The sequence below is a fragment of the Enterobacter sp. 50793107 genome, assembly GCF_001463365.1.
Taxonomy (GTDB): Bacteria; Pseudomonadota; Gammaproteobacteria; order Enterobacterales; family Enterobacteriaceae; genus Enterobacter; species Enterobacter cloacae.
This window is the reverse complement of the sequence record NZ_LNII01000014.1, coordinates 53369-76874: the sequence shown is the minus strand read 5'-3', so window position 1 is coordinate 76874 and position 23506 is coordinate 53369. Positions and strand designations below refer to the sequence as shown.

The window sequence follows — 23506 nt, the reverse complement described above, 5'->3', positions numbered from 1 at the left end:
ATCGCGTTTGTGTGAATTTCAGACTTAACTGAAAGGAAATGTAACAGCAGAAGAAAGACGATCATGCAAAGAGAATATTCTGAAAGCGGGGTTTAGAAAGTGAGGTGTAAGCGGTTCCAAACATTGCCGCCACCCGCCATAAAAAAGGCCAGCACAAAGTTATATACAGTAAACTTAAACGTGTATAAAGTGTACTAAAGCAGATGGATCTGCTTTTTTTTCACCCCAAAACTAAGCAAAGTATACAGTGTCCATTGTGTATTCTACTTAAAGGAAAACATGATTTGTCATCAGTTAAAGTCAGGGCAACGATTGTAGAAGATAACACTGGTATCAAAAGCCAAATCCCTATCCTTCTGACAGAGCAGGGAGAGTTGAGTGTGGTAACAGATTACCTGCTTAAGTTAGAAGCCGACGATGTAAGCCACTCGGTCATGAATGGGGTCCTCCAGGCTGTGTCCTTATTGCTGGATTACATGGAGGCAAATAGAGGCGACTTTGACGACCCAATGCTGCTCTTCCAGACTTTTTCTAAGCGTTTATATACCGGAACGATTGGCGAGAATGGGATTGACCCTTCAGGTTTGTATTGGGTGCCGGCCTCAACCAGTAACGTGAATAAACATATTCAACGACTGACTGCCTTCACCGACTGGCTGGCACACAAACAAGGTGTAGAGCCTGTGAATCCGTTGTGTGAAGCGACCCGGCATGAACAGAGGTTAAATTACGCCGCATGGTATCGCAAAAATCAGAACGATTTTTTAGGTCATATTGAAGATAAAACTGTCAACAAAACCATCCGTAAGGCTAGAACGATCAAAGGCCGTACTCCTCTCACAATAGCTGAACATGATGCTATCGCATTTCCCGAAATGCACTGGGAAAAATTCTATACGTGTGGTGTTGGTGGCTCTGGCGATCCACGAGTGGCACTAAGAGATAAATTAATTCTTCTGCTTATGCACGGTGGTGGGGTGCGCGAAAGTGAGGCGTTAACACTTTGGGTGACGGATGTATTTGAAGACCCGTATAACCCAGACAGTGCTGTGGTCAGGATCTATAACGAGACTGATGGTAAGGCCCCTGAAGGTTGGCGTAATCGCTCTGGTGCATCAACCAGAGCGGCATATTTAAAAGAACAATATGCCCGGATACCACGACAGCGAATGAAAGGAACTGCCCGACTTGGCTGGAAGAACCGCGTGGTTGATCATAAAGATAATTACCTACAGGTTCAGTGGTTTCCTGCCGACTATGGAAAAGTGTTTATGTCACTCTGGAAAAACTATCAAAAGTATCGCGCCAGTATCGACTGTCATCACCCTTATGCATTCATTTCCTTTCATCACAGCGCCCTCGGTAACCCTTACACAATTTCCGCTTTTCATGACAACTACATCAATGGATTAAAACGAATTGGTTTAGAACCAAACAAGGCAGAAGGTTTAGGCCCTCACGGACATCGACATAACTACGGAAGACGATTAGAACGTTCAGGGCTGAGCCCGCTGGTGATCCGCCGTTGCATGCATCACAAGTCTCTGGATTCACAAATCCCATATACAGGCAAAGGTCAGAAAGAAATTTCGGACGAACTCACTAAAGCTACACTGCTGCTGGCAAACCCTGATTCGAAAGTCAAAATTCTTGACTGGAGAGCTCTAACTGAACATGGCTTTAATGACATTGACCCGCAGGGTTATTTCACAGGCCGGAATCCAAAGCTGAGAGGTAAATAATGTTGCCACCAAAAAGCAAAAAAAATGATGGGCGTACATCCGACTTAGCTTTCTTATGGATGCTGACTACGCTTGGCGCAGAATGGCGGCAATGGCAGGAGCTGGCAGCAAAGTGGATGGCAACACAAACCCTCGGTATAAGTGATAAACGCGAGGCCCTGGGACGCTTCTTTGAGTCCTATATTGCTGAGCACGCCCCGTATGCAATAAGTGATTTGTCATTATTTTTTAAAGGCTACCAGGGACATAAGTGCTCCAGTGAAGAGTTTGAGCAAATTATAAGGAGCACTGTTGTCGCATCCGCGAATATTCAAAAAGGCATGAACTATGCTTATGACTTCATTGATTTTGTCGTCAGAGACGTTTTTTCGGAAAAAGATAACTATGGCAATTTAGTTCCATTGGTTTTAAATCCACTCCGAAAAATTAAAAAAGGATATGTTGCTACAGAAACAGTGCGCAACCCCTTACCATATCGCTATATTCAGAACCTGCGCCAGATCCTTTGTCCATTACCGGATAAAACTGAACTCACCATTATCGGTCAGAATCTTAAACAGGAAGAAAAATTACTCCCTGCCTGGCATTACCGTCACTTTAAATACTGGGCTTGGGCGCAGCATGCTGGAAGCGACTGGTTTGAAGTCGAGCCAGAACTGATTGATAAAAATGACCCCGACTGCGTATGGCGTACCAGAGAAGTGACCCGTAAAGGTAAAAAAATCACCCTTTATCAAATCTGGTCGCCTGTAAAAGCAATGATGATTTTCATTAAGCTCCACCTGCCACTTCGTTCCTCGCAGGTTCGTATGCTGGACAGCGGAGAAGCTGATACGTGGCGCTATGAAAATGGTCGATGGATTCTCAACACTCGACATGATTTCGCCCTTGGCAGTGCAAAGCGCCCATTTGGAAAAGGCATATTCCGTCGGATTTACGATACCATGACTGGACTATACTCGACGGGGTTGTACATCAATACCAACAAGACTGCTGACCAGAATAAAAATGAACTGGAACGTGGTTACATCATACCGTGGCAAAACGAAGAAGTGCTGTACTGGCTGGAGAAATTGAGGAACTGGCAAGAAAAATACAATCCGATTGCGAAGCCTACCGAATGTACTTTGCTGCTGAGAAAGCATATACACCACCAGGGATCAGACAGACAACTGAAAAGTATGGGAGAAATCGCTTTTCTGTTCCGTGACGCATCTGCCAGAGGCGAGGATAAACAAAAACCTATTCCTTATAACGCGTCGGATTCATTCTGGTATCAATTGCTGCTTGAATTAGAAAATCAACTCGCAGCCCGCGGGGATACCCTGGATAACGACGAGCGTTTAAAGCTGGTTGTGGATTATCCCGAGGGAAGAATGAAAGGTACAGCTACGCTGTTTCCTCTTCACAGCCTGCGTGTCTCTCTCATCACTGCGTACACAATGGACACAGAATTGCCATTACCTGTGATTTCAAAACTCCTGGCAGGCCATACTCGCCTGTTGATGACCATCTATTACAACAAAATCACACCTTCTGTCATGGCAGATAAAATGAGCGAAGCACATGACACTCTGGATGCTAAATCCAGGCTGTCGGTTCGCAACTTTCTCAAAGATGCTTCAATGGAGCAGATTCAGTGCAGGATGGCATATCACAGCGAGGGGAGTATTCAGACAGCTCTGGTTAATCGTAACCCGATTGGCTGGGAAGAGCGTTCGTGTGGGCTGTGCCTGATGGGAGGTAACACCGTGAAGCCTGATGAAATTAATACCCTCGGAGGATGCTGGAATGGTGGGGTATTGATGAAAGACTCAGGCTCCGCTGCCAGCCGTATTTATGAAAGTGTCCCTCATGGCCCTCAAAACTGCATTCGTTGTCGATGGTTTATCACCGAGGCCCGGTTCCTTCCTGCGCTCAATGCCCAATTTAACCAGCTGAGTTACAGGGCACACCAGGCTTCTGCCTTATCTGTGGAAATTGAAGGTGAACTGGACATACTTAAAGATGAACAGTTTTTCTTTGAGGAACAAGGAAAACCCTTTATCAGACATGATGAGCTGAAGGCACTACAGCGCCGTTATGAAATACAGCAAGCAGAAGCAGATGAGTATACGAAAGACTGGATTGCGTGTTTTGAACTTATTAACAAAATCATTCGTGTCGAAGAACTCAGGAAAGACGGCGACCTCAAAGATAAATTGATTGCGGTTGGCTCAGAGCAGGACGTTTGTCATGCTCTGAAGTTTATCGAAACTGACTCGGAATTATTGCATCTGTCCTTATTGTGCGAGGATGCTGAGTTCTATCCAGATTTGCTGGATGAACTTCGCAAAACACCGGTCATTCAAAAGCGTTCTGTGCAGCTGAGTCGGGTATTAATGAAAAAAGGTTTTGAGCCTGTTTTCATGGAAATGGACGATAAACAGCAGCTTATTGCTGCCAACGCAATGCTGCGCCAGATGGCTAAAATAGCTGATCCTGACGATAAACTTGAAGGATACCGCAAGGTGGTCGGTTATATTGAGGCAGGTGAATACCTGACTAATAACAACCTTTTTTCTGAGGGGATTCAGGCCCTTACCAGCAAAGCCATTCACCTTAGTCACATTGCCCTGCCTGACTTACTGGAGAACTAATGGAATTAAATATTGATATCATTCTTGCTGATTTGAAAGAAGGCAAAGTAAAGCGGACTCAGCAGAACCTTGAAAAGCTTAATGACACCTTGAAGAAATATGCTGAATCAGGCCAGCGAGACTTCTCCATCACAAAAATTGGGTTGGTGTCCGCTGCCGATGGCGGTCTTGCTTATGAAGCCCTGCGGGCTACCCGTAACGAGCATTACCGCACACTGATAAAGGCCTGGGCAGCCACGTGTAATACCAGTATCCAAAAGCCATTATCCGGTACCTCCCGGTCTAAATCTGTTCCCGCAGACTATAAGCTTTTAGAGCGCATCCCGGACCTGGCGGTACGCGCCTTGTTTGGCCAAATCATTGCCGAGCGTAACCGCTACCGCAATGAAGTAAATCTGCTCAAACAACATGCCAATATCATCATCGACAAACGCCCCGTGCGGCAGTTTCATACGACATCAGAATCTACGGTGGCGGTATTACCGTCCCTGTCAGGAATTCTCACTCACTCAGAAAAGAAAGCCCTGGCGTATTCCATATCTGAGGAATGCATGGATAAGAACAACTGGCAGATTACCCAGGCCGGGCAAGTAAAAGACACGGACTACAACAGTGAAGTTTTTCCACGAGGTTTTGTCACAGGGCTTCGAAAGTTATTGGATGTGGCAGATGAATAACGGCAAATGGCTATGTTAGCATCCCACATAATTGTCACCATTTCTCCCGTCTGGCGGGAGAAAATTCATATTTGTCTTTCTCTTCTGCTGAGGAAGCTGGAGTTGAAGGTTTGTTCGAAGATAAGGAAAGCTCAATCCCTAAAACAGTAAACACTCTGAATAGCCTTTCAAAACTGGCACTCGATGGATTGGATTCGAAACGTGCATAAGCTTGCTGCGACACTCCTAATCGCTCTGAAATAGCTTTCTGTGTGAGCCCATTAACTTTGCGAAAACCAATCAATATTGGACGTAAATGATCAAGATGCTTTATCGGATAGGCTGTATTCATTTTGAGATAACCACGCGTTGTTGCGTCTGAAACATGCTTCTGGAGTCTCATTTAACAACGTACAGGGTGTTAAAACAAGAATACAAACTATAAATTGTTAAACAAACATGTAGTAGCGCTTAAACCCTTATTGAAAGGGCTTTCTGCACAATGCTCGACTCAGAGAACATTATCAGTATGTTGCAGGATCTCTAAAGGTGAATAGTTCGTTTGCGAGAACTTAAGCAGTATGGAGGAAGAGATCCTGAAAGAAGGCGTGGAGTGCGGTCACTCGTGAAAATGGATAGCGCCTGCGTCCTTGTTGCCTAAGGATGGAGAATAGCGCAAGTCAGTCGCGCCTTGTGCGTATCGCGTGGGCAGTTGTCACTACGAGTTAAACTTTCTGCCAGTTAGCAGGGCAAGCGCTGTGACCGGCGTAACGACGAAGCACTTCCCCCATGGATAGACAGATAAGTTCTCTGATAGAAAGCAATTTATTATATTTAAAACACAATCCAATAATTCACAAAGTAAATATTAAAAGACTCTCTAAATTAAATTCAGAGTCTCGTCATGAGATTTACAAATACATGATTGAAATGAATCGCTTTGAAACTGGCTGTTCAGGCCTGATTAAACCTGCAAATTGTTTTTGCTCAGGGTGTCCCTAAGTTAAAAACTACTCACAAGTACATGAACAGGCTCTGTTTTTATTATCTGGATGATTTGCCTTTTCCTTTCGAAAGTTAGAAATCAAACCCAAATAACTCTTCCTTTTTTTATCCAGAAATGAGATTGACAACCATCTTTTAACCATACAGAAGGATACAGGGAAGGTAAGTTGTTATCATCAAGAGCATAATCCCATCTGGGGTTGGCTTCTTCTATAACCAGTAACTCAATGGTTCGCTCACATCCACAGGGACACTTAAATCCAATACACCAATCCTCCGTACCCTCTCTGGCGAGAATTATGGAACGAAGAGGCATCTTATCCGGTAATGAATCTTCATTAACGATAATCAGTTGCCTTGCCGGAAGTAAATATTCAAACTTGCGTAGAAAATAATAAAGAACCTTGTTGAAAAAAGACATTACATATCACCCAGTTCAGGAATACCCAAAAGTGGTTCTTTCCTGCCAGCGGCTATACGGGGATTGGGAGCCCTGGCAATTGCATCTTCATCGATATAGTCCTCTTCAACGCCAGAAAGGCTGAACAACGTTCGCGCATATCCCTTGTTAGGGTATTCACGAAAAGGGAAACATCTGGCGATATATTCCAGTACACATGCTGACGCTGCCCTCATGTTCAGTGTTATTACAGCTGGAGCCTCTTCCTGTAGCCCTGTGATGTAACCTCTTTCGACTTGCTCGTCATACTCTTCTTCGCTCAGGTTTTCACGGTAGATAAGCTCTGGGGTGTATACATGCCGATCAGATAACGTAGAGCCACCGGGTTTTACATAGTCTATCCGTCCCGTGACATCCGTAATTTTTCTTCCATCCTCAGGATCAACATGCGTTGGTATTTTTACACCCACATCAAGCAGTGGGATTAAAAATGACGAAGCAATGCGATCTGCAATCATCCGAGCCTGGAAAGTATCAACACAGCAAAAAATCACATCTGCATTTGCCGCTGACAGAACGGCTTCTCGCGAGAAGATGGTGTCCTGAATGGGTTGGGCAATATCTTTTCCCCGTATATTGCGAATAGCTTGCGCAAACATATCAACCTTCGACCGGCCGTTCAGGGCATCATCAAGAGTCGAGTTCAGGATCCTGTTCAGATTTTTCTTTTCAATATGATCATGATCAATAAGAACTATTTCCCCAAATCCTAGCCGGGCAACCTGTTCGGCCACAATTGAACCTGTGCCAGATACACCAATGATAGCTGCGGTAAGTTTGTTAAAGGTGTCAGTCATACCCGATGTAAAAGCTATCGGTTGCTGGCTTAACTCATAAATACCATCCCACCAGTAGTGAATATCATCACCTGCGACAGTTACTAAATCCACATTCTCAGCGTATTTCCCCTTACGATAGAGCCGTGCACGCATGCTTCCTTCAGAGACCATAATTGCTGAACCATGAACAGTGTCAACGCCCTGATAAAGAGATAGCATCGTCTGAGCATCACTTGCATCATCCGTATCCGAGAATTCAAGCAAACCGCCGGGATGTGAATGTACAAGAATAACAGTCATTAAAGTTTCTTCAGCGGCATCAATGGCTTTCTCCAGATAGCTACCAGGCCATGATATAAAGTCACTCGTCCTGGATACGCACTCTTCATATGGAACCGGAATTAGCTCCTTTGCCATGAGCTTCAGACGAACTCCTTCATAACGGTTACACACCAGGATTGCAGCTGCCTCTTTTCCGTCTCCTGGAAAAAGATGTTTCTTCAGAGAGGTATGGAGTTCCTGAGTTAAGATTAGACGACTTCCGTGGCTCATTGCTCCACCTCCTTTTGCAGACAACCATCAGCCATGGCCAGTTGAGAAATAACTGAATCGGTCTCAGGATCCCATGAGCGATGGCGAGACCATCGCTGATACGCAACACTATCAATAACCGCCGTAGCTTCCGTAGCCGGAATGTTGACGCCATTGACCCGAGCCAATGGTGGATAGACATAAAACATATCCAACATGTTTACGGGATAGCCAGATGTTATCGACAGTGCCAGATTTACCTGTTGATGATTATATCCTTCTGGCACCTCAAAACCGTGAATAATCAGCCATCGTGCATTGCCGTTCAGGCTGGTCTCCCAAAAATACCCCATTTCGTTAAGATAGCGCTCATCACTGGGTAGAAGACTGAACTCACGGCGCTTGGCAGGGGACTCTTCGCCATTGTTCACATCTTTCGGCGTAAGTCGCAGTTTCTCTATCCCGGGCGTGCGCAAATCGATGACATCATCAATATTCTTCTCAACTTTTGGCTGCCCTTCAACTTTGAGAAAGATATGCCATGCCTGATTGGGATTCAGCCCTGCCCGGATAACGGCATCTCGGATGACAACGGTCGGGGTATCAAAAGTAAATTCCTTACCCTGAACATTCAGCTTCCACGTTGCCTTTCTGCTGATGAAATGCTCAATCCCATCACCATCCAGATCGATAATCTGGTCATTTTGTATTTCAAGATCGGCTTCGTCTTCACGTTCAAGAAGAAGTTTTTTATTGTCGTCAATGTTTCCGAGCTTACGGACGTTATAACCAGTGATTAAGCGGCATGGCCACTCAAGACGTGCCCCGTCAATTGTAAAAAAATACGTGCGATCTGATTCAATAACGATGAAACGGCGAACATCAGAGCCAAGATGGACAACTTCATCAGGACGGATATCTTCCAGTGAACCATTTGGCAGAAACATCAGGACAACAGGCATTTGATCTGGTTTAAAACCTGATGCAGCAGAAATCTGTGAACCGTTTGGTGTACGGTCCTCAAGCGCGACCTGACGGAAAACGAGATGTTCATCTGCCACCTCAATGAAGTGGTCGTGGGGGTGTTGGAAACGAATCTCTTGCATAAATATCTCCAAGATTTCTTCAGCAGTAGCGCCTCAGAATCTCATTAAATAAAGCTGTTTAACCAGGTGTCAGTAAAAAAACTGAACCACTGAGGTAACTATACATGCAGCAATCTGGTTAAATCAAGCTGTTTAAGCGGAAATATTTGGGCCGGAGTATATAAACTCAATGCCTCCTGTTGGTGAGGACACTTCAGACCTCATGATAACCCCTTCACTGGAAAGTTTTTTAAGCCTTGTGCTCGCATTTTGAACTGATATGTTGAGAGACTTAGCGACATTTGCCGTACTGACGCCATTACGTCCTAACACGACGTCAAGCAACGCCTTTGTCGAGCTTTTCGCTTCAGGGCCAATAACCCGCACTCCGCCAGCCAAAACCACTATCATAGACTGTTGCTTTGCAATGGCAGCATAGTCCCAGTTATCGATGAGATCTGTTGAGCTGACATCGGTGATAAAGAAATACTTTTCCCCGCAAAGCTGCTTTGCAAGCGCAATGACACTTTCACGTGGAAAAGATGAATCGGTAGCCACAATTCCTTCAAGAGAGATTTCAAAAGACTTGCAGCCAGGGTTTGAGTCAACAACATTTTGAAGTCGCTTAAACACTTCCCGCCCCAAAACATTTCCAAATGGATGGTTATTGTTTTCAGTGAGTTCCAGCAGTTTGACTTTCATACAATCCTGCTTCTTATGGTTAATTTAAGGAGATGATACTAATCATAGCCTAGGAAAAAATCAAAGCAAACTTGTGTGCCCTTAATCAACGCGAGCCTTTTTTTGCTGGTAATTTCTGTTATAACACCATTCTTGTAGGTAATTCTCAACTCAAAGTCAGGTTGTCGGACAAGAACAACAGCATCATATTTTGCGGCCAGATCCTGAGAACGCTTCAGACCCAGTCCCCGAGCTGCCTCGTCAGGTGCAGACCCAAATTGGCTCAACCCACCATTTTTAAGCGCATGGGTAACCAAGAATAAATCAGCATCTTCGCCTGATGACTCCAGTTCCTCGAAAATTTCAGGATAATGTTTTTTAAGATTACGTTTCAATGTCGTGGCAATACCCAAACCACTATCTGAAATGACGGTCTGAATGTGGCGCCGCTTACCTTTATATAACTGTAACGCTGCAAACCCAGGAATCGGGCTCTCACTATGATCCCGGACATTACCAATCAGCTCTGAAAATATGGTGAACACCGCCATGTAGTACTTTTGGCCGGCATGGACTACAAACTTCTTAGTTAACTTTACAGGGATAGAGTTATCAAAATCATCAAGGTCTATAGAGGCTATCTCAACCAGATTGTCACTGTTGCCCTGATAGCGTTGTGCCCTTGAATTCGTTGGTCTCTCAGGCTTGACTAACACATCAGGATGCAAATGATCAAAAAAACCTAACCGGTTCAGGTAGTTTTTCGCAGAAGGGCATTTGCTAAAATCGAGTTCTATGGATTTTCCAGAATATGCAGCCTGATTTGCCAATGCAATTATCCTTGCTCCAGCCGCCAATAAAATAGAGCAACTTTCCGGGAAGCTTATGCTGCATCTGCGCGCAGATGCGCTCAACAGACATCCCGAAGCTGATAAGTTAGCTTCAAAAATATTTTCATCGATCCAAGCGTCGCCATCCAGAACCAGAACATATTCATCGTCAACATACCATTTCCATTCGACCCGTTTGAGTCCCTCTGCATGGCTATATAAAAATGAATTCAGGGCTGACTTGTCAGCATATCCGAGAGTTTTAGCTATCTGTTTGCCTGTCAGGCCGGGAGATTCCCGAAGCAGCTCTTTGATTTTCTCTGTATCGAACAGCATTCGATAAAATCCTTAAAGAGAAATTATTCCTTTCCCTGTCCGGCAACTACCGGCCCCCTGTAAAAATTCACAGGCTGAGAAAGAGCAGAGGGGTGCATCTGATGTAACAAAGCGATAATTATATGTGGTGCTCCGGTTCGAGGTAAACAGCCGACAAGATAAAAATGCAGATCCTGCGAGTCCTTTACATCTCAGCGCCTGGAGTATCTGTAGAAACACTTCATATCAATATCAACTGATGAGTAGACGTGGGATGCCTGTTTAGTGACCTGAGTGCATTTTACGCATGGGATCTGAATAAATGTGATGAATAATTGCGAGCAAGAGAACAGAAAAGATGAAGGAGATATGCATATAAAAAATCATTATTAGGCAACATGCCGGACTGAGTTATTGTCGCCAAATACTAATGATATTCATTTAGTTTAAATGTGAATGGTTACATTATTAAGACACAATAGTAAGGTGCATGAGGCAGCAGGACCGCCACCTTTGAAATCTTTAGGAAGAAAATAGTACACACCAATATACACAGTGTGTACTCTTAAGATGCAGGCCAACACATTGATATTCAATAATTATTTTCAAGTAACAATCAATAAACACCCTATTAACTGTATACTCAAGTATGCTGGCCTGTTTAAGCAGCGGGTAGTCGATTACTTCAAACCGGCAGCTTCGCGCAGCAGAGCGGCTTTGTCGGTTTTTTCCCATGGGAAATGTTCGCGACCAAAGTGACCGTATGCAGCGGTTTCTTTGTAGATTGGGTGCAGCAGATCCAGCATCTGAATCAGGCCGTATGGACGCAGGTCGAAGAACTCGCGCACCAGCAGGGTCAGCTGTTCTGAAGGCACTTTTTCAGTACCGAAGGTTTCAACCATGATGGAGGTTGGCTCTGCCACGCCGATGGCGTAGGAAACCTGGATCTCACAGCGGTCAGCCAGGCCTGCAGCAACGATGTTTTTCGCCACATAGCGTGCAGCGTAAGCAGCAGAACGGTCCACTTTTGATGGATCTTTACCGGAGAATGCACCGCCACCGTGACGCGCCATGCCGCCGTAGGTATCAACGATGATTTTACGACCGGTCAGACCGCAGTCACCCATTGGGCCGCCAATCACAAAGCGTCCGGTTGGGTTGATGAAGTATTTGGTTGCGCTGCTCAGCCATTCGGTTGGCAGAACAGGCTTGATGATCTCTTCCATCACTGCTTCCTGCAGGGATTTCTGATCGATATCTTCGGCATGCTGGGTAGACAAAACCACCGCGTCAATGCCGACGATTTTGCCGTCGTCGTACTGGAAGGTCACCTGGCTTTTTGCATCCGGGCGCAGCCATGGCAGGATGCCGTTTTTACGCACTTCAGCCTGGCGCTGCACCAGACGGTGCGCGTAGGTCACCGGTGCTGGCATCAGCACGTCGGTTTCGTTGGTTGCATAGCCGAACATCAGGCCCTGGTCGCCCGCGCCCTGTTCCAGCGGATCGGCACGGTCAACGCCCTGGTTGATGTCTGGAGACTGTTTACCAATTGCGCTCAGAACCGCGCAGGAATTGGCATCAAAGCCCATATCAGAATGTACATAACCGATCTCACGTACCGTGTTACGGGTGATCTCTTCGATATCAACCCATGCGCTGGTGGTGATCTCACCGCCAACCAGAACCATGCCGGTTTTGACATAGGTTTCACACGCTACGCGCGCTTTCGGATCCTGAGTCAGGATCGCATCCAGCACCGCATCGGAGATTTGGTCAGCAATTTTATCAGGATGTCCTTCTGATACGGACTCGGACGTAAACAGGTGTTTTGCCATGTTTTATTTCACCTAAGAGGAATTTGGTTAGCTCAAGCTGCTGTGTGGAATAGCCAAAGGAGATAATTCTACCAAGGCCGCAGGTTTTTTGACACTGGCAGTATGAGTGTTAATCAGTATAGATGGATTAACATCTGGATGGCTATTTTAGGTCACTTCTTCGCCCGATTTCCAGTTTTTTTTGACAACGCTCTCACTGAGTTGAATTCATTACTGGAAATTTTTCCTGACGCTCCTGGCAACCCGCGTATTTATCTTTTGCTTTTTACCCCTGTTCTCGGTATAAAACGCGGCGCGCGGCTCATACCAAAAAAGCGCTCGATGAACTCATCGTGTCGCCACTTCCAGCCGGGTTAAGCAGTGAACTTTTAGCTTTGGCTTGTGGTCCGTTTCAGCAGAGGCGGCCGTGGAGGTGATACGAGATAATGAACCATCGTTTTCCGCTAATTCAGCGCAGCCGTTCTGGCGCGCATTTGATTCCCGCAACCCGCATTTCTAGTCTGCAAACCTGCCGATGTTATACCCATCTCGGCGCTTCTCAGGATTCCAGGGCCGGTCACGCTTTGTGAAAACTGAACAAGGGCGCTCTTGTTATTACAAGAGTTTTCTCGTGGTTTCGCCGAACCTTGTCATACAGAGTTCGGATACGTGTTTTACAATGATATGAATAAGAAACCGGTCGCACGGTCTGGATTTCAGCATACTCTGCTGGGAAACGGAGCCGTTTATGGGTTGTTATCGCCGTATAACGCTGCGATAGTAGTCAACTGTTTTACACTTAATACAAAGAGTTGAGGTTCGCTATGTCTGACGACATGTCTTCTTTTTCGCCTTCGTCAGCGGGCGAACAGGGTGTACTACGTTCCATGCAGGAGGTTGCGATGAGCTCCCAGGAAGCCAGCAAGATGCTGCGCACTTACAATATTGCCTGGTGGGGCAATAACTACTACGACGTCAACGAGCTGGGCCACATCAGCGTCTGCCCGGACCCGGACGTCCCTGAAGCGCGCGTGGATCTCGCCAAACTGGTGAAAGCACGTGAGGCGCAGGGCCAGCGTTTGCCTGCACTGTTCTGCTTCCCGCAGATCCTGCAACACCGTCTGCGTTCTATTAACGCCGCGTTCAAGCGTGCGCGTGAATCTTACGGTTACAAAGGCGACTACTTCCTGGTTTACCCCATCAAGGTGAACCAGCACCGCCGCGTCATTGAATCCCTGATCCACTCCGGCGAACCGCTGGGTCTGGAAGCGGGTTCAAAAGCAGAGCTGATGGCCGTACTGGCGCATGCGGGCATGACCCGTTCAGTGATCGTCTGTAACGGCTATAAAGACCGTGAATACATTCGTCTGGCGCTGATTGGCGAGAAGATGGGCCATAAGGTCTATCTGGTTATCGAGAAGATGACAGAAATCGCCATCGTACTGGAAGAAGCCGAGCGCCTGAACGTGGTGCCACGTCTTGGCGTGCGTGCGCGTCTGGCCTCGCAGGGTTCCGGTAAATGGCAGTCCTCCGGCGGCGAAAAATCTAAATTCGGTCTGGCGGCAAACCAGGTACTGCAGCTGGTGGAAATTCTGCGCGAGCGCGGTCGTCTGGACAGCATTCAACTGCTGCACTTCCACCTCGGTTCGCAGATGGCCAACATTCGTGATATCGCTACCGGCGTGCGTGAGTCAGCGCGTTTCTACGTTGAGCTGCACAAGCTCGGCGTCAATATTCAGTGCTTTGACGTGGGCGGCGGCCTGGGCGTGGACTATGAAGGTACCCGCTCGCAGTCCGACTGCTCCGTGAACTACGGCCTGAACGAATACGCGAACAACATTATCTGGGCGATTGGCGATGCCTGTGAAGAGCACGGCCTGCCGCACCCGACGGTGATCACCGAGTCTGGCCGCGCGGTGACCGCGCACCATACGGTGCTGGTCTCGAACATCATCGGTGTTGAGCGCAGCGAAATCACCGAAGCGACGCCTCCGCAAGACGATGCCCCGCGTTCGCTACAAAGCATGTGGGAAACCTGGCAGGAGATGCACGAGCCGGGCACGCGCCGTTCACTGCGCGAATGGCTGCACGACAGCCAGATGGACCTGCATGATATCCACGTCGGCTACTCTTCAGGCACCTTTAGCCTGCAGGAGCGCGCGTGGGCCGAGCAGCTTTATCTGAACATGTGCCATGAAGTGCAGAAACAGCTGGACCCGAGCAACCGTGCGCACCGTCCGATTATCGACGAATTGCAGGAACGTATGGCGGACAAGATTTACGTCAACTTCTCGCTGTTCCAGTCGATGCCGGATGCCTGGGGTATCGATCAGCTGTTCCCGGTTCTGCCGCTGGAAGGGCTGAATCACGCCCCGGAACGTCGTGCGGTGCTGCTGGACATCACCTGTGACTCCGACGGTGCCATCGACCACTATGTTGACGGCGACGGTATCGCAACGACCATGCCAATGCCGGAATACGACCCGGAGAACCCGCCAATGCTGGGCTTCTTTATGGTCGGCGCGTATCAGGAGATCCTTGGCAACATGCATAACCTGTTCGGTGATACCGAAGCGGTTGACGTGTTTGTCTTCCCTGACGGCAGCGTGGAAGTGGAGCTGTCTGATGAAGGTGACACCGTGGCGGACATGCTGGAATACGTGCAGCTGGATCCGAAAACCCTGCTGACGCAATTCCGCGATCAGGTGAAAAACACCGGTCTGGATGACGCGCTGCAGCAGCAGTTCCTGGAAGAGTTTGAAGCGGGTCTGTACGGGTACACCTACCTGGAAGACGAGTAAGGCAAACCTCCCTCTCCCCGTGGGAGAGGGTTAGGGTGAGGGGCAAAGGCCGCACAATGCCCTATACTCACTTGAACCCGTATGAATTAACGGCGATAATTCGCCCCAATAAGCGATTTACGAATCAATCCCTTCCTCGTCGGGTTTAACGACGCGGAGGGGATTTTTTTTCATCTGTTTTTAACGCATCGACTTTAAAAGAGGTCAGGACATGAGCACTTTAGGTCATCAGTACGACAACTCTCTGGTATCTAACGCGTTTGGTTTTTTACGCCTTCCGATGAACTTCCAGCCGTACGACAGCGATGCTGACTGGGTGATCACCGGCGTGCCGTTTGATATGGCCACATCAGGCCGTGCGGGCGGTCGTCACGGCCCGGCGGCGATCCGTCAGGTTTCCACCAACCTGGCCTGGGAGCATAACCGCTTCCCGTGGAACTTCGACATGCGCGAACGCCTGAACGTGGTGGACTGCGGTGACCTGGTGTACGCCTTCGGTGACGCGCGTGAAATGAGCGAAAAGCTGCAGGCCCACGCCGAGAAACTGCTGGCTGCCGATAAACGCATGCTCTCCTTCGGTGGCGACCACTTCGTGACCCTGCCGCTGCTGCGCGCCCACGCGAAGCACTTCGGTAAAATGGCGCTGGTGCACTTCGATGCGCATACCGACACCTACGCGAACGGCTGCGAGTTCGACCACGGCACCATGTTCTACACCGCACCGAACGAAGGTCTGATCGATCCTAACCACTCCGTGCAGATCGGTATCCGTACCGAGTTTGACAAAGACAACGGCTTCACCGTGCTGGACGCCTGTCAGGTGAACGATCGCGGCGTGGATGACATCATCGCGCAGGTTAAGCAGATCGTCGGTGATATGCCGGTGTACCTGACCTTCGACATCGACTGTCTGGATCCGGCGTTTGCGCCGGGCACCGGTACGCCGGTGATCGGCGGGCTGACCTCAGACCGCGCCATCAAACTGGTGCGCGGCCTGAAGGATCTGAACATTGTCGGGATGGACGTGGTGGAAGTGGCGCCTGCCTATGACCAGTCCGAGATCACCGCGCTGGCCGCGGCGACCCTGGCACTGGAAATGCTCTATATCCAGGCTGCGAAAAAAGGCGAATAAGCCTTACGCGCTGATTGCTGCTGCGCGACGCATGCGCAGCAGCAACATTCCCCCCGCCAGCAGGGTGATAATCTGCGACACCACCAGCACGGAAAAGCCAGAGCTGACCGACCCCACCGATCTCATCACCATCCCCATCAGCAGTGGAATAAAGGCGGCACAAATATTGCCGATCCCATTAATGATGCCGTACGCGCTTCCCACCGCCTCCCGCGCGGCGTGATGTTGGATCACCGCCGGAATGGCCGCGCCCTGAAGTCCCCAGAAGACGTTAGCCGACAGCATAAACAGCGCCAGCCAGGCAGGCTGATGGCTGAGCATCAGCGCGATCACGGACAACGCCGTCAGCGCCCCGCCCGCGACAAACAGCAGCGGTGCCTGTTCCGGCCGCATTTTATCGAGCAGTACCCCGCCAAGGAATTTTGAGCCCAGGCTCAACAGAAAGGGGATGGCAGCGAGCATGCCCGTGGCGTGCAGCGAGAAGTGATGTTCGTCGCGTAGCCACGCCGGGAGCCAGGCGCTGCTCCCCCAGAGATAGCTCAGCGTGGCGATTTCAACCAGCAGGATCCAGCCCAACAGCGGGGTTTGCCACGCAAGCATAACTGTCTCTGCGAGCCCCCGTTTGTGCATTTTTACTGTACCGCGCGGTGCCGGCAGGAAACGCCAGATCAGGCCGCCACCGAGCACCAGGTTGATTGCCGCCAGCGCATAAAACGATCCGGCCCAGCCCAGATGGGCCATCAGCCAGGTCACCAGCGGAAAGCCCACGGCCAGACCGAGTGAGACGCCCAGTGCGGTCACGGCGTTGGGTTTGCCAACCTCTTCCGCACGAAAGTTATCGCTGATAAAGCGGGTTTTCAGTGAAAAGAGCGGTCCCTCAGCGATCCCCAGAATCACACGGGCGATGAGCATTCCCATTAGCGATCCGAGTAAGGGAGAAATAGCGCAGACCAGAGCCCAAATCGCAATGCTGCTTAATAATCCATGTCGATAATGCAGTTTGCTTTCGATAACCGGTGTTAATAATAAAGCCGATAATCCATAACCCAGAAGAAAGCAGGTCATTAACATTCCCTGTAACATTCTGTTTTCATTTAACTGAAAATGTTCGGCAAATTCCGGGTTTAAAATCATCACCGAAATATTTACCCGGTCAATGTAGGAAATAATAATGAGAAATAACAGTGCAATTGTGCCTTGCCATCTTGCCGTCATATTGCCCGCCTTATGCGTTCTCGCATTTATATTTTTATCAATGTGATTGTCACGGATGTAAAATGGTTCACCAGTGAAACTTGTTGTTTTTAAAGATGTATTTTTAAATGTGTTTCATGGGTGAAACACGGTGCTTTTTCAGTTATTTATTTTTAAGGAAGAAAAAGAAAAGAAGTCAATATTTTTTATTTGCGCTTTGAGTTCATCACTAAAACGTATTCATTCACGCCTTACTAATGAAAATTTCATATCGCTGCATTTTTTCGTGATCCCTTGCACACTTAGCTTATTAATTGTCGATTGATTAACAAATTCGTCACATTGACGCTTGACGAAACATTCATCGCTTTTATATTGACCGTATTAAATAAGAAACAGAGTTTCATATATGAAACAAAGGCCTGGAGGATCGTGATGAGCTGGATAGGCGTATGTGACGCAGAACAAGTACAGGAAGATTTCCCTTTTAGCGGCAACGTTGAAGGTAAAGAGATCGGCGTTTATTTAATCGACGGCGAATATTACGCGCTGGAAGACGTATGCCCGCACGCCTATGCGCTGCTGAGTCAGGGCTTTGTCGAGGACGGCAAAGTGGAATGCCCGCTGCACGAGGCGGTGTTCGACGTCAAAACCGGCCAGTGCCTGCACGGCCCCGGCGGCCGAAACCTCAACCGCTACCCGGTTCGGGTATTTGAAAACCAAATCCAGATTACTTTTGTCGAGGAGACCGTGGCATGAGCGACATCCTGAACTTCAACCCGGCGCTGCCCGAAAGCCGCCAGTTTACGCCCCCGGCAGAGGGCGGGAACGGCGCCATTCATAAACCGGGTGAGTATCAGAACCTGATCTGGCAGACCCGCAGCCGGGTGCCGGAAAACTGGGAAATGAGCCTTATCGCCACGCTGGAAGATCTCTTTGAGCAGGGCGTTGAAACCTTGCCGGAGCTGGTCAACGGGCTGAATGCGGTGCGAATGCATGACCAGCAGGGCGAGCCGTGGAGCGACGCCAGCTTCCAGGCATTCTTACAGGTTAACGGCTACTGAGGACGACGCAATGACAACTACCGTACAAAACTATCTCGATAAAGGTCTGCGTGGCCTCTGGTATCCGGTGCTGGCGAGCTGGGAAGTGCAGTCTGCGCCCGTGGGCATTACTCGTCTGGGCGAACAGATTGTGGTCTGGCGCAATAAAGATGGTCAGGTGCAGGCGCTGGAAGACCGCTGTCCGCACCGCGGCGCGCGTCTGTCGATGGGCTGGAACCTTGGCGACCGCATCGCCTGCTGGTATCACGGCGTGGAAGTGGCGGGAAACGGTGAAGTGAAAGACGTGCCCGCCGTGGACAAATGTCCGCTGGTCGGCCAGCAGTGCGTGCGCAGCTATCAGGTGCAGGAGGCGCACGGTGCCATCTTCCTGTGGTTTGGCGTCACCGCCGATCAGCAGCCGGACGAGCTGACCTTCCCGGATGAACTCGCCGACACGGAACATTTCAGCAACTTCCTCTGCACCGCAGCCTGGAAATGTAACTACCAGTACGCGCTGGAAAACGTGATGGATCCAATGCACGGTACGTATCTCCACTCCTCCTCGCACTCGATGGCGGAAGGGGATCGCAAGGCCGACATGGTCCTGCAGCCGACGAAGACCGGCTTTATCTTCGAGAAAAAAGGGCAGAGCGGCGTCAACTTCGACTGGGTGGAGCTGGGCAATAGTGGCACCTGCTGGATGCGACTCTCCATTCCCTATAAGAAGCGTTTCGGACCGGGTGGCCACTTCTTCATCGTTGGCATGGTGGTGCCGGAAGATAACGACAACTGCCGCGTCTTCTTCTGGCGTATCCGCCGCGTGCAGGGCTGGCAGCGCGATATGTGGCGCTTCATGTACCGTAACCGCCTGGAAAAACTGCACTGGGAGGTGCTGGAGCAGGACCGCGTGGTGCTGGAAAGCCTGGCGCCAAACGCCCGCGACCACGAATACCTGTACCAGCATGATGTCGGCCTCTCGCGCCTGCGCCGCATGATGCAAAAGGCCGCTAAAGAGCAACTGGCGATGCGTGAAGCGCAGCAGGGAGCGGCCTGATGAATGCGCTGCTGAGCGGAAAACGCATTGTGGTGACCGGCGCCGCGCGCGGGCTGGGCTATCACTTCGCCAGCGCCTGCGCGGAGCAGGGCGCCGCGGTGGTGATGTGCGACATTCTTGAAGGCGAGCTGGCCGAAAGCGCACACGCTCTGCGGGCACAGGGTTTTACGATCGAATCGCACGTTATCGATCTCGCCGATCCGGCCTCCATTGAGCAGGTGTTCAATGCGATTGGCGAGCAGGGGCAGATTGACGGGCTGGTAAATAACGCGGCGATGGCGACCGGCGTGGGCGGCAAAAACATGCTCGATTACGACCCGGATCTGTGGGACCGGGTAATGCGCGTCAACGTCAAAGGCACCTGGCTGGTGACGCGCGCCGCCGTGCCGCTGCTGCGCGATGGCGCAGGGATCGTGAACGTGGCGTCCGACACAGCACTTTGGGGCGCGCCGCGCCTGATGGCCTACGTCGCCAGCAAAGGGGCCGTGATTGCCATGACCCGCTCAATGGCGCGCGAGCTTGGTGAAAAGCGTATTCGAATCAACGCCATCGCGCCGGGGCTGACCCGCGTCGAGGCAACGGAATATGTTCCCGCCGAACGACACCAACTCTACGAAAACGGCCGGGCGTTAACAGGGGCACAGCAGCCGGAAGATGTCACCGGCAGCGTGGTCTGGCTGTTAAGCGATCTGTCGCGTTTTATCACCGGGCAGCTGATCCCGGTCAACGGCGGTTTTGTCTTTAACTAAGGTAGGGCGATGATGGCAAACGATCAGGAAGTGAAGTATCTGGTACCGGGGCTGGAGCGTGGCCTGCAGCTGCTGTTAGCCTTTGGCGAGCAGCATCGCGAACTGACCTTTGCCGAGCTGCACCGGCTGGTGGATATGCCGAAGGCCACCGCCTACCGCGTGGTGCAGACCCTGGAGTATATGGGCTTTCTGGAGCGCAACACCCGTACCAATACCTTCTCGCTCGGCATGAACGTGCTGCGTCTGGGTTTTGAGTACATCGCCTCGCTGGATGTGGCGCAGGTGGGTCAGCCGGTGATTGAACAACTGCGCGACGTAAGCCAGTGCAGCAGCCATCTGGCGATCCGCGATGGGCGCGACATCATCTACATCGCCCGCGTCAGCGCCGCCGGATCACGCATCAACCAGGTCAGCATTGGTACCCGTTTGCCGGTGCACTGCACCTCGCTTGGCCGTATGCTGTTGACCGATATTTCCCGCGCCGATTTCGAACAGCTGTTCCCGCAGGAGCGCCTGCCGGGCAACACACCGGGTCAGCTTTACGATCGTGAAGCCCTGTGGCAGATGGTGCAGCAGGACAAAGCCCGGGGGTACGTGATCGGTGAATCCTTCTTCCGCCACGGTATCTCCTCCATCGTTTATCCGGTGTTTGACCGAAGCCATCGCGTGGCGGCGGTAGTGAGCATTCTGGTGCCGTCGGAAGAGATCCCACAAGCCGACCGCGAGCGACTGCAAAACGAGGTTCGTCTGGCGGCGGACAAAATTTCTGGCTTCTTAGGGTATTTATCACAGGCCAGTTAAATCAGTGAGTTAACGTCAGGCGCTTTGCTGCGTCGGGCATGTTTTACGCCCAATTTGGGCCAGATGAGGCAACGAACGATGAGTGTAACCGGAATTGAAAAGCTGGAATTTGGCGTTGAAGACCTGACGCACTGCGCCAAATTTATGCGTGATTTTGGCCTGACGGGCGATGCCAGCGGCCAGCGTTTTACCACCCTGAGCGGCGCGCGCGTGGAACTTAACCCGATCGACAGCCCCGACCTGCCCCCGGCGTTTGAAGCGGGCAACACCCTGCGCCGCATGACATGGGCGGTTGCCGCACAGTCCGATCTGGATGCGCTGCGTCCGAAGCTTGCGCAGCAGCCCGGCTTTCGCGAAGTGGGTGATGCCCTGGAGTGTCTTGACCCGAACGGCATGACGCTGCGTGTGCAGGTCAGCCAGCAGACCGACGTGGAACTGAATGTTGAGCCGATCAACCAGTGGGGCGACGCTCGCCGTATCGACACCCCCAGCCCGGTTTACGATCGCGCCCAGCCCATTAACGTGGGGCACGTGGTGTTCTTCGTGGAGGAGCTCGCGGCGGTGGAGACATTTTACCGCGAGGTGCTCGGCTTCCAGGTCTCTGACCGCTACATCAACCGCGCCGTGTTTCTGCGCTGCGGCGTGCGCGGGGGTCATCACAACCTGTTCCTGCTGCAGCTGCCGAACCGCAAGCGCGGCCTGAACCACGTGGCCTTTACCGTGCGCGATATTCACGAAGTGATCGGCGGCGGGATTGCGATGAACAAAAACGCCTGGAGCACGTTTATCGGACCCGGCCGCCATCCGGTGTCGTCAGCCTACTTCTGGTACGTCAACAGCCCGACCGGCGGGGCGTTCGAGTATTACACCAATGACGACTACCTGACGGAAAACTGGCAGCCGCGCGAGCTGGAGCATTCGCTGGTCTCCTTTACCGAGTGGGCGGTGGAAGGCGGGATCGATCACGACACGCGCCGCCAGCAGAAAAAACCGGAGGCCGTATGACGTCGCGCATTGTCATTATTGGTGGCGGACAGGCGGGAGGCTGGGCGGCGAAAACCCTGCGCGACGAGGGCTTTGACGGTGAGATCTGCGTGGTGGCGGAAGAGGCGTGGGATTTCTATGAACGTCCGCCACTGTCGAAGGCGGCTCTGCTGGAGACGGACGCGACGCTTCCGCGACTCTTTACTGAAGAGGCTCAGCAGGCGCTGAATCTGACCTGGTACCGTCCGCTGCGCGCGGAGCAGATTGACCGCAATGCGAAAACGGTGCGTTTGAGCAACGGCGAACATCTTAGTTACAACATACTATTAATTGCCACCGGAGGGCGGGCGCGCCTGCCGGGCGAGGCATGGTCTGTGCATCCGCAGGTCTACACCCTGCGCCACTGGCAGGACGCGCAGCGCCTGAAACGTCGGCTTGCGGAAAGTCAAAAGCTGGCGATTGTGGGCGGCGGCTGGATAGGCCTGGAGATTGCCGCTTCTGCGCGCAAAAGCGGCGTCGCGGTCACCCTGTTCGAGCAGCAGCCTGCGCTGTGCATGCGCTCGGTGAGCGGCGAGGTATCGCAGCGCTTAGAGACCATTCACCGTGAGCAGGGCGTGGAGATCCGAACCGGCTGCGGCGCGCTGGAGCTGGAGGACGATAACGGCCTGCCGGTCATTCACTGTGATGGCAAACGTGAAACCTTTGATGCGGTGGTGGTAGGGATCGGCGTCGATCTCAATCTGGAACTGGCGCGCGACGCGGGGCTGCAAACCGAACGCGGGATCGTGGTGGATGCGCAGGGCCGCACGTCGGATCCGTCCATCTTCGCTGCCGGGGATGTGGCACAGCATCATCATTACGGCTTGTGTATTCAGTCCTGGGCCTTCGCCCTGAATCAGGCGGTGGCGGCGGCAAAAGCGATGCTTAACCCCGATGCGGCAGGTTATGACGACGCGCCGTGGCTGTGGTCGGATCAATACCAGCACAACATCCAGATCCTCGGCATTCCGCAGCCGGGCAGCCGCACCATAGTGCGTGAAGACGCGCTGTACTTCTCGCTGGACGAAAACGGGCGCCTGACGCAGCTGGTGGCGTTCAACGATGCGCGCACCGTCAAGCTGGCGAAGCGCTGGATGGCGGCCGGGCGGGATTTATCAGATGTGCCGCTCGCCGACCCGACTTTTTCACTGATGTCATTGCGATAGCTAACC

21 protein-coding genes and 1 pseudogene are annotated in these 23506 nt (G+C 50.9%); 14 read left to right on the top strand and 8 right to left on the bottom strand.

Annotation, left to right across the window (positions count from 1 at the left end):
• The first annotated feature begins 284 nt into the window (after positions 1-284).
• The 3 genes from gmtY to gmtX are packed head-to-tail and all read left to right on the top strand — an operon-like array spanning position 285 to position 5058.
• Positions 285-1742, top strand: coding sequence for a gamma-mobile-trio recombinase GmtY (gene gmtY, locus APU11_RS02745; protein WP_024191970.1), 1458 nt, complete (start codon positions 285-287; stop codon positions 1740-1742).
• Complete coding sequence (locus APU11_RS02740) at positions 1742-4381, top strand: integrase family protein (protein ID WP_032675471.1); 2640 nt, start codon at positions 1742-1744, stop codon at positions 4379-4381. The genes gmtY and APU11_RS02740 overlap by 1 nt, the downstream gene beginning before the upstream one ends.
• Entirely contained in the window at positions 4381-5058 is a 678-nt protein-coding gene (gene gmtX / locus APU11_RS02735; RefSeq protein ID WP_001567861.1) for a gamma-mobile-trio protein GmtX, read from the top strand. The genes APU11_RS02740 and gmtX overlap by 1 nt, the downstream gene beginning before the upstream one ends.
• A gap of 34 nt (positions 5059-5092) precedes the next feature.
• Here the strand turns inward: gmtX and APU11_RS26390 are convergent, their stop codons facing one another.
• The 7 genes from APU11_RS26390 to metK form a co-directional block, all read right to left on the bottom strand.
• A complete protein-coding gene (locus tag APU11_RS26390; RefSeq protein WP_032160195.1) occupies positions 5093-5389 on the bottom strand; it encodes a helix-turn-helix transcriptional regulator in 297 nt (98 codons plus the stop codon).
• Positions 5390-6121: 732 nt separating this feature from the next.
• Entirely contained in the window at positions 6122-6463 is a 342-nt protein-coding gene (locus APU11_RS26385; protein WP_001567862.1) for a DUF6527 family protein, read from the bottom strand.
• On the bottom strand, positions 6463-7833 hold the full coding sequence (locus APU11_RS02730) for a ThiF family adenylyltransferase (protein WP_001567863.1): 1371 nt from the start codon (positions 7831-7833) through the stop codon (positions 6463-6465). Before APU11_RS02730 ends, APU11_RS26385 begins: the two co-directional genes overlap by 1 nt.
• Positions 7830-8918 carry a multiubiquitin domain-containing protein gene (locus APU11_RS02725; protein WP_001567864.1) on the bottom strand — a complete coding sequence of 363 codons (1089 nt, stop codon included), beginning with the start codon at positions 8916-8918 and terminating at the stop codon, positions 7830-7832. Before APU11_RS02725 ends, APU11_RS02730 begins: the two co-directional genes overlap by 4 nt.
• 132 nt (positions 8919-9050) lie before the next feature.
• Entirely contained in the window at positions 9051-9599 is a 549-nt protein-coding gene (locus APU11_RS02720; protein WP_001567865.1) for a winged helix-turn-helix transcriptional regulator, read from the bottom strand.
• 38 nt (positions 9600-9637) lie between these two features.
• Positions 9638-10744 carry a hypothetical protein gene (locus APU11_RS02715; RefSeq protein WP_001567866.1) on the bottom strand — a complete coding sequence of 369 codons (1107 nt, stop codon included), beginning with the start codon at positions 10742-10744 and terminating at the stop codon, positions 9638-9640.
• Positions 10745-11403: 659 nt separating this feature from the next.
• Positions 11404-12558 (bottom strand): methionine adenosyltransferase, encoded by a 1155-nt coding sequence (gene metK, locus APU11_RS02710; protein ID WP_058650421.1) that lies wholly within the window; start codon positions 12556-12558, stop codon positions 11404-11406.
• Between the two features lie 479 nt (positions 12559-13037).
• On the opposite strand from metK, the pseudogene APU11_RS29110 reads away from it, so the two are divergent.
• From APU11_RS29110 to speB, 4 genes and pseudogenes are all read left to right on the top strand, one after another.
• Positions 13038-13127: pseudogene (locus tag APU11_RS29110) on the top strand (hypothetical protein); the annotation flags it as partial.
• 94 nt (positions 13128-13221) lie between these two features.
• Entirely contained in the window at positions 13222-13353 is a 132-nt protein-coding gene (gene yqgB, locus APU11_RS26380) for an acid stress response protein YqgB (RefSeq protein WP_127312443.1), read from the top strand.
• Between the two features lie 8 nt (positions 13354-13361).
• On the top strand, positions 13362-15338 hold the full coding sequence (gene speA / locus APU11_RS02700; protein WP_014833212.1) for a biosynthetic arginine decarboxylase: 1977 nt from the start codon (positions 13362-13364) through the stop codon (positions 15336-15338).
• Positions 15339-15549: 211 nt separating this feature from the next.
• Positions 15550-16470, top strand: a complete 921-nt coding sequence (gene speB, locus APU11_RS02695) for an agmatinase (RefSeq protein WP_058650422.1) — start codon at positions 15550-15552, stop codon at positions 16468-16470.
• A gap of 3 nt (positions 16471-16473) precedes the next feature.
• On the opposite strand, the gene APU11_RS02690 is transcribed toward speB, so the two are convergent.
• The gene (locus tag APU11_RS02690; RefSeq protein WP_013098655.1) at positions 16474-17685 is read right to left on the bottom strand and encodes an MFS transporter; all 1212 of its coding nucleotides are present in this window, start codon (positions 17683-17685) and stop codon (positions 16474-16476) included.
• A gap of 414 nt (positions 17686-18099) precedes the next feature.
• Here APU11_RS02690 and APU11_RS02685 point away from each other — a divergent pair, with 414 nt between their 5' ends.
• The 7 genes from APU11_RS02685 (at position 18100) to APU11_RS02655 (ending at position 23500) form a co-directional block, all read left to right on the top strand.
• Positions 18100-18423 (top strand): non-heme iron oxygenase ferredoxin subunit, encoded by a 324-nt coding sequence (locus APU11_RS02685; RefSeq protein ID WP_013098654.1) that lies wholly within the window; start codon positions 18100-18102, stop codon positions 18421-18423.
• Positions 18420-18728 (top strand): recombinase-like helix-turn-helix domain-containing protein, encoded by a 309-nt coding sequence (locus tag APU11_RS02680; RefSeq protein WP_020687064.1) that lies wholly within the window; start codon positions 18420-18422, stop codon positions 18726-18728. The genes APU11_RS02685 and APU11_RS02680 overlap by 4 nt, the downstream gene beginning before the upstream one ends.
• A gap of 10 nt (positions 18729-18738) precedes the next feature.
• Positions 18739-19761, top strand: coding sequence for an aromatic ring-hydroxylating dioxygenase subunit alpha (locus tag APU11_RS02675; RefSeq protein WP_013098652.1), 1023 nt, complete (start codon positions 18739-18741; stop codon positions 19759-19761).
• A complete protein-coding gene (locus tag APU11_RS02670) occupies positions 19761-20510 on the top strand; it encodes an SDR family oxidoreductase (RefSeq protein ID WP_013098651.1) in 750 nt (249 codons plus the stop codon). The genes APU11_RS02675 and APU11_RS02670 overlap by 1 nt, the downstream gene beginning before the upstream one ends.
• 12 nt (positions 20511-20522) lie before the next feature.
• Complete coding sequence (locus tag APU11_RS02665; protein WP_058650473.1) at positions 20523-21311, top strand: IclR family transcriptional regulator; 789 nt, start codon at positions 20523-20525, stop codon at positions 21309-21311.
• 78 nt (positions 21312-21389) lie between these two features.
• The gene (locus tag APU11_RS02660) at positions 21390-22316 is read left to right on the top strand and encodes a VOC family protein (protein WP_058650423.1); all 927 of its coding nucleotides are present in this window, start codon (positions 21390-21392) and stop codon (positions 22314-22316) included.
• Complete coding sequence (locus tag APU11_RS02655; protein ID WP_058650424.1) at positions 22313-23500, top strand: FAD-dependent oxidoreductase; 1188 nt, start codon at positions 22313-22315, stop codon at positions 23498-23500. The genes APU11_RS02660 and APU11_RS02655 overlap by 4 nt, the downstream gene beginning before the upstream one ends.
• Positions 23501-23506 lie beyond the last annotated feature (6 nt).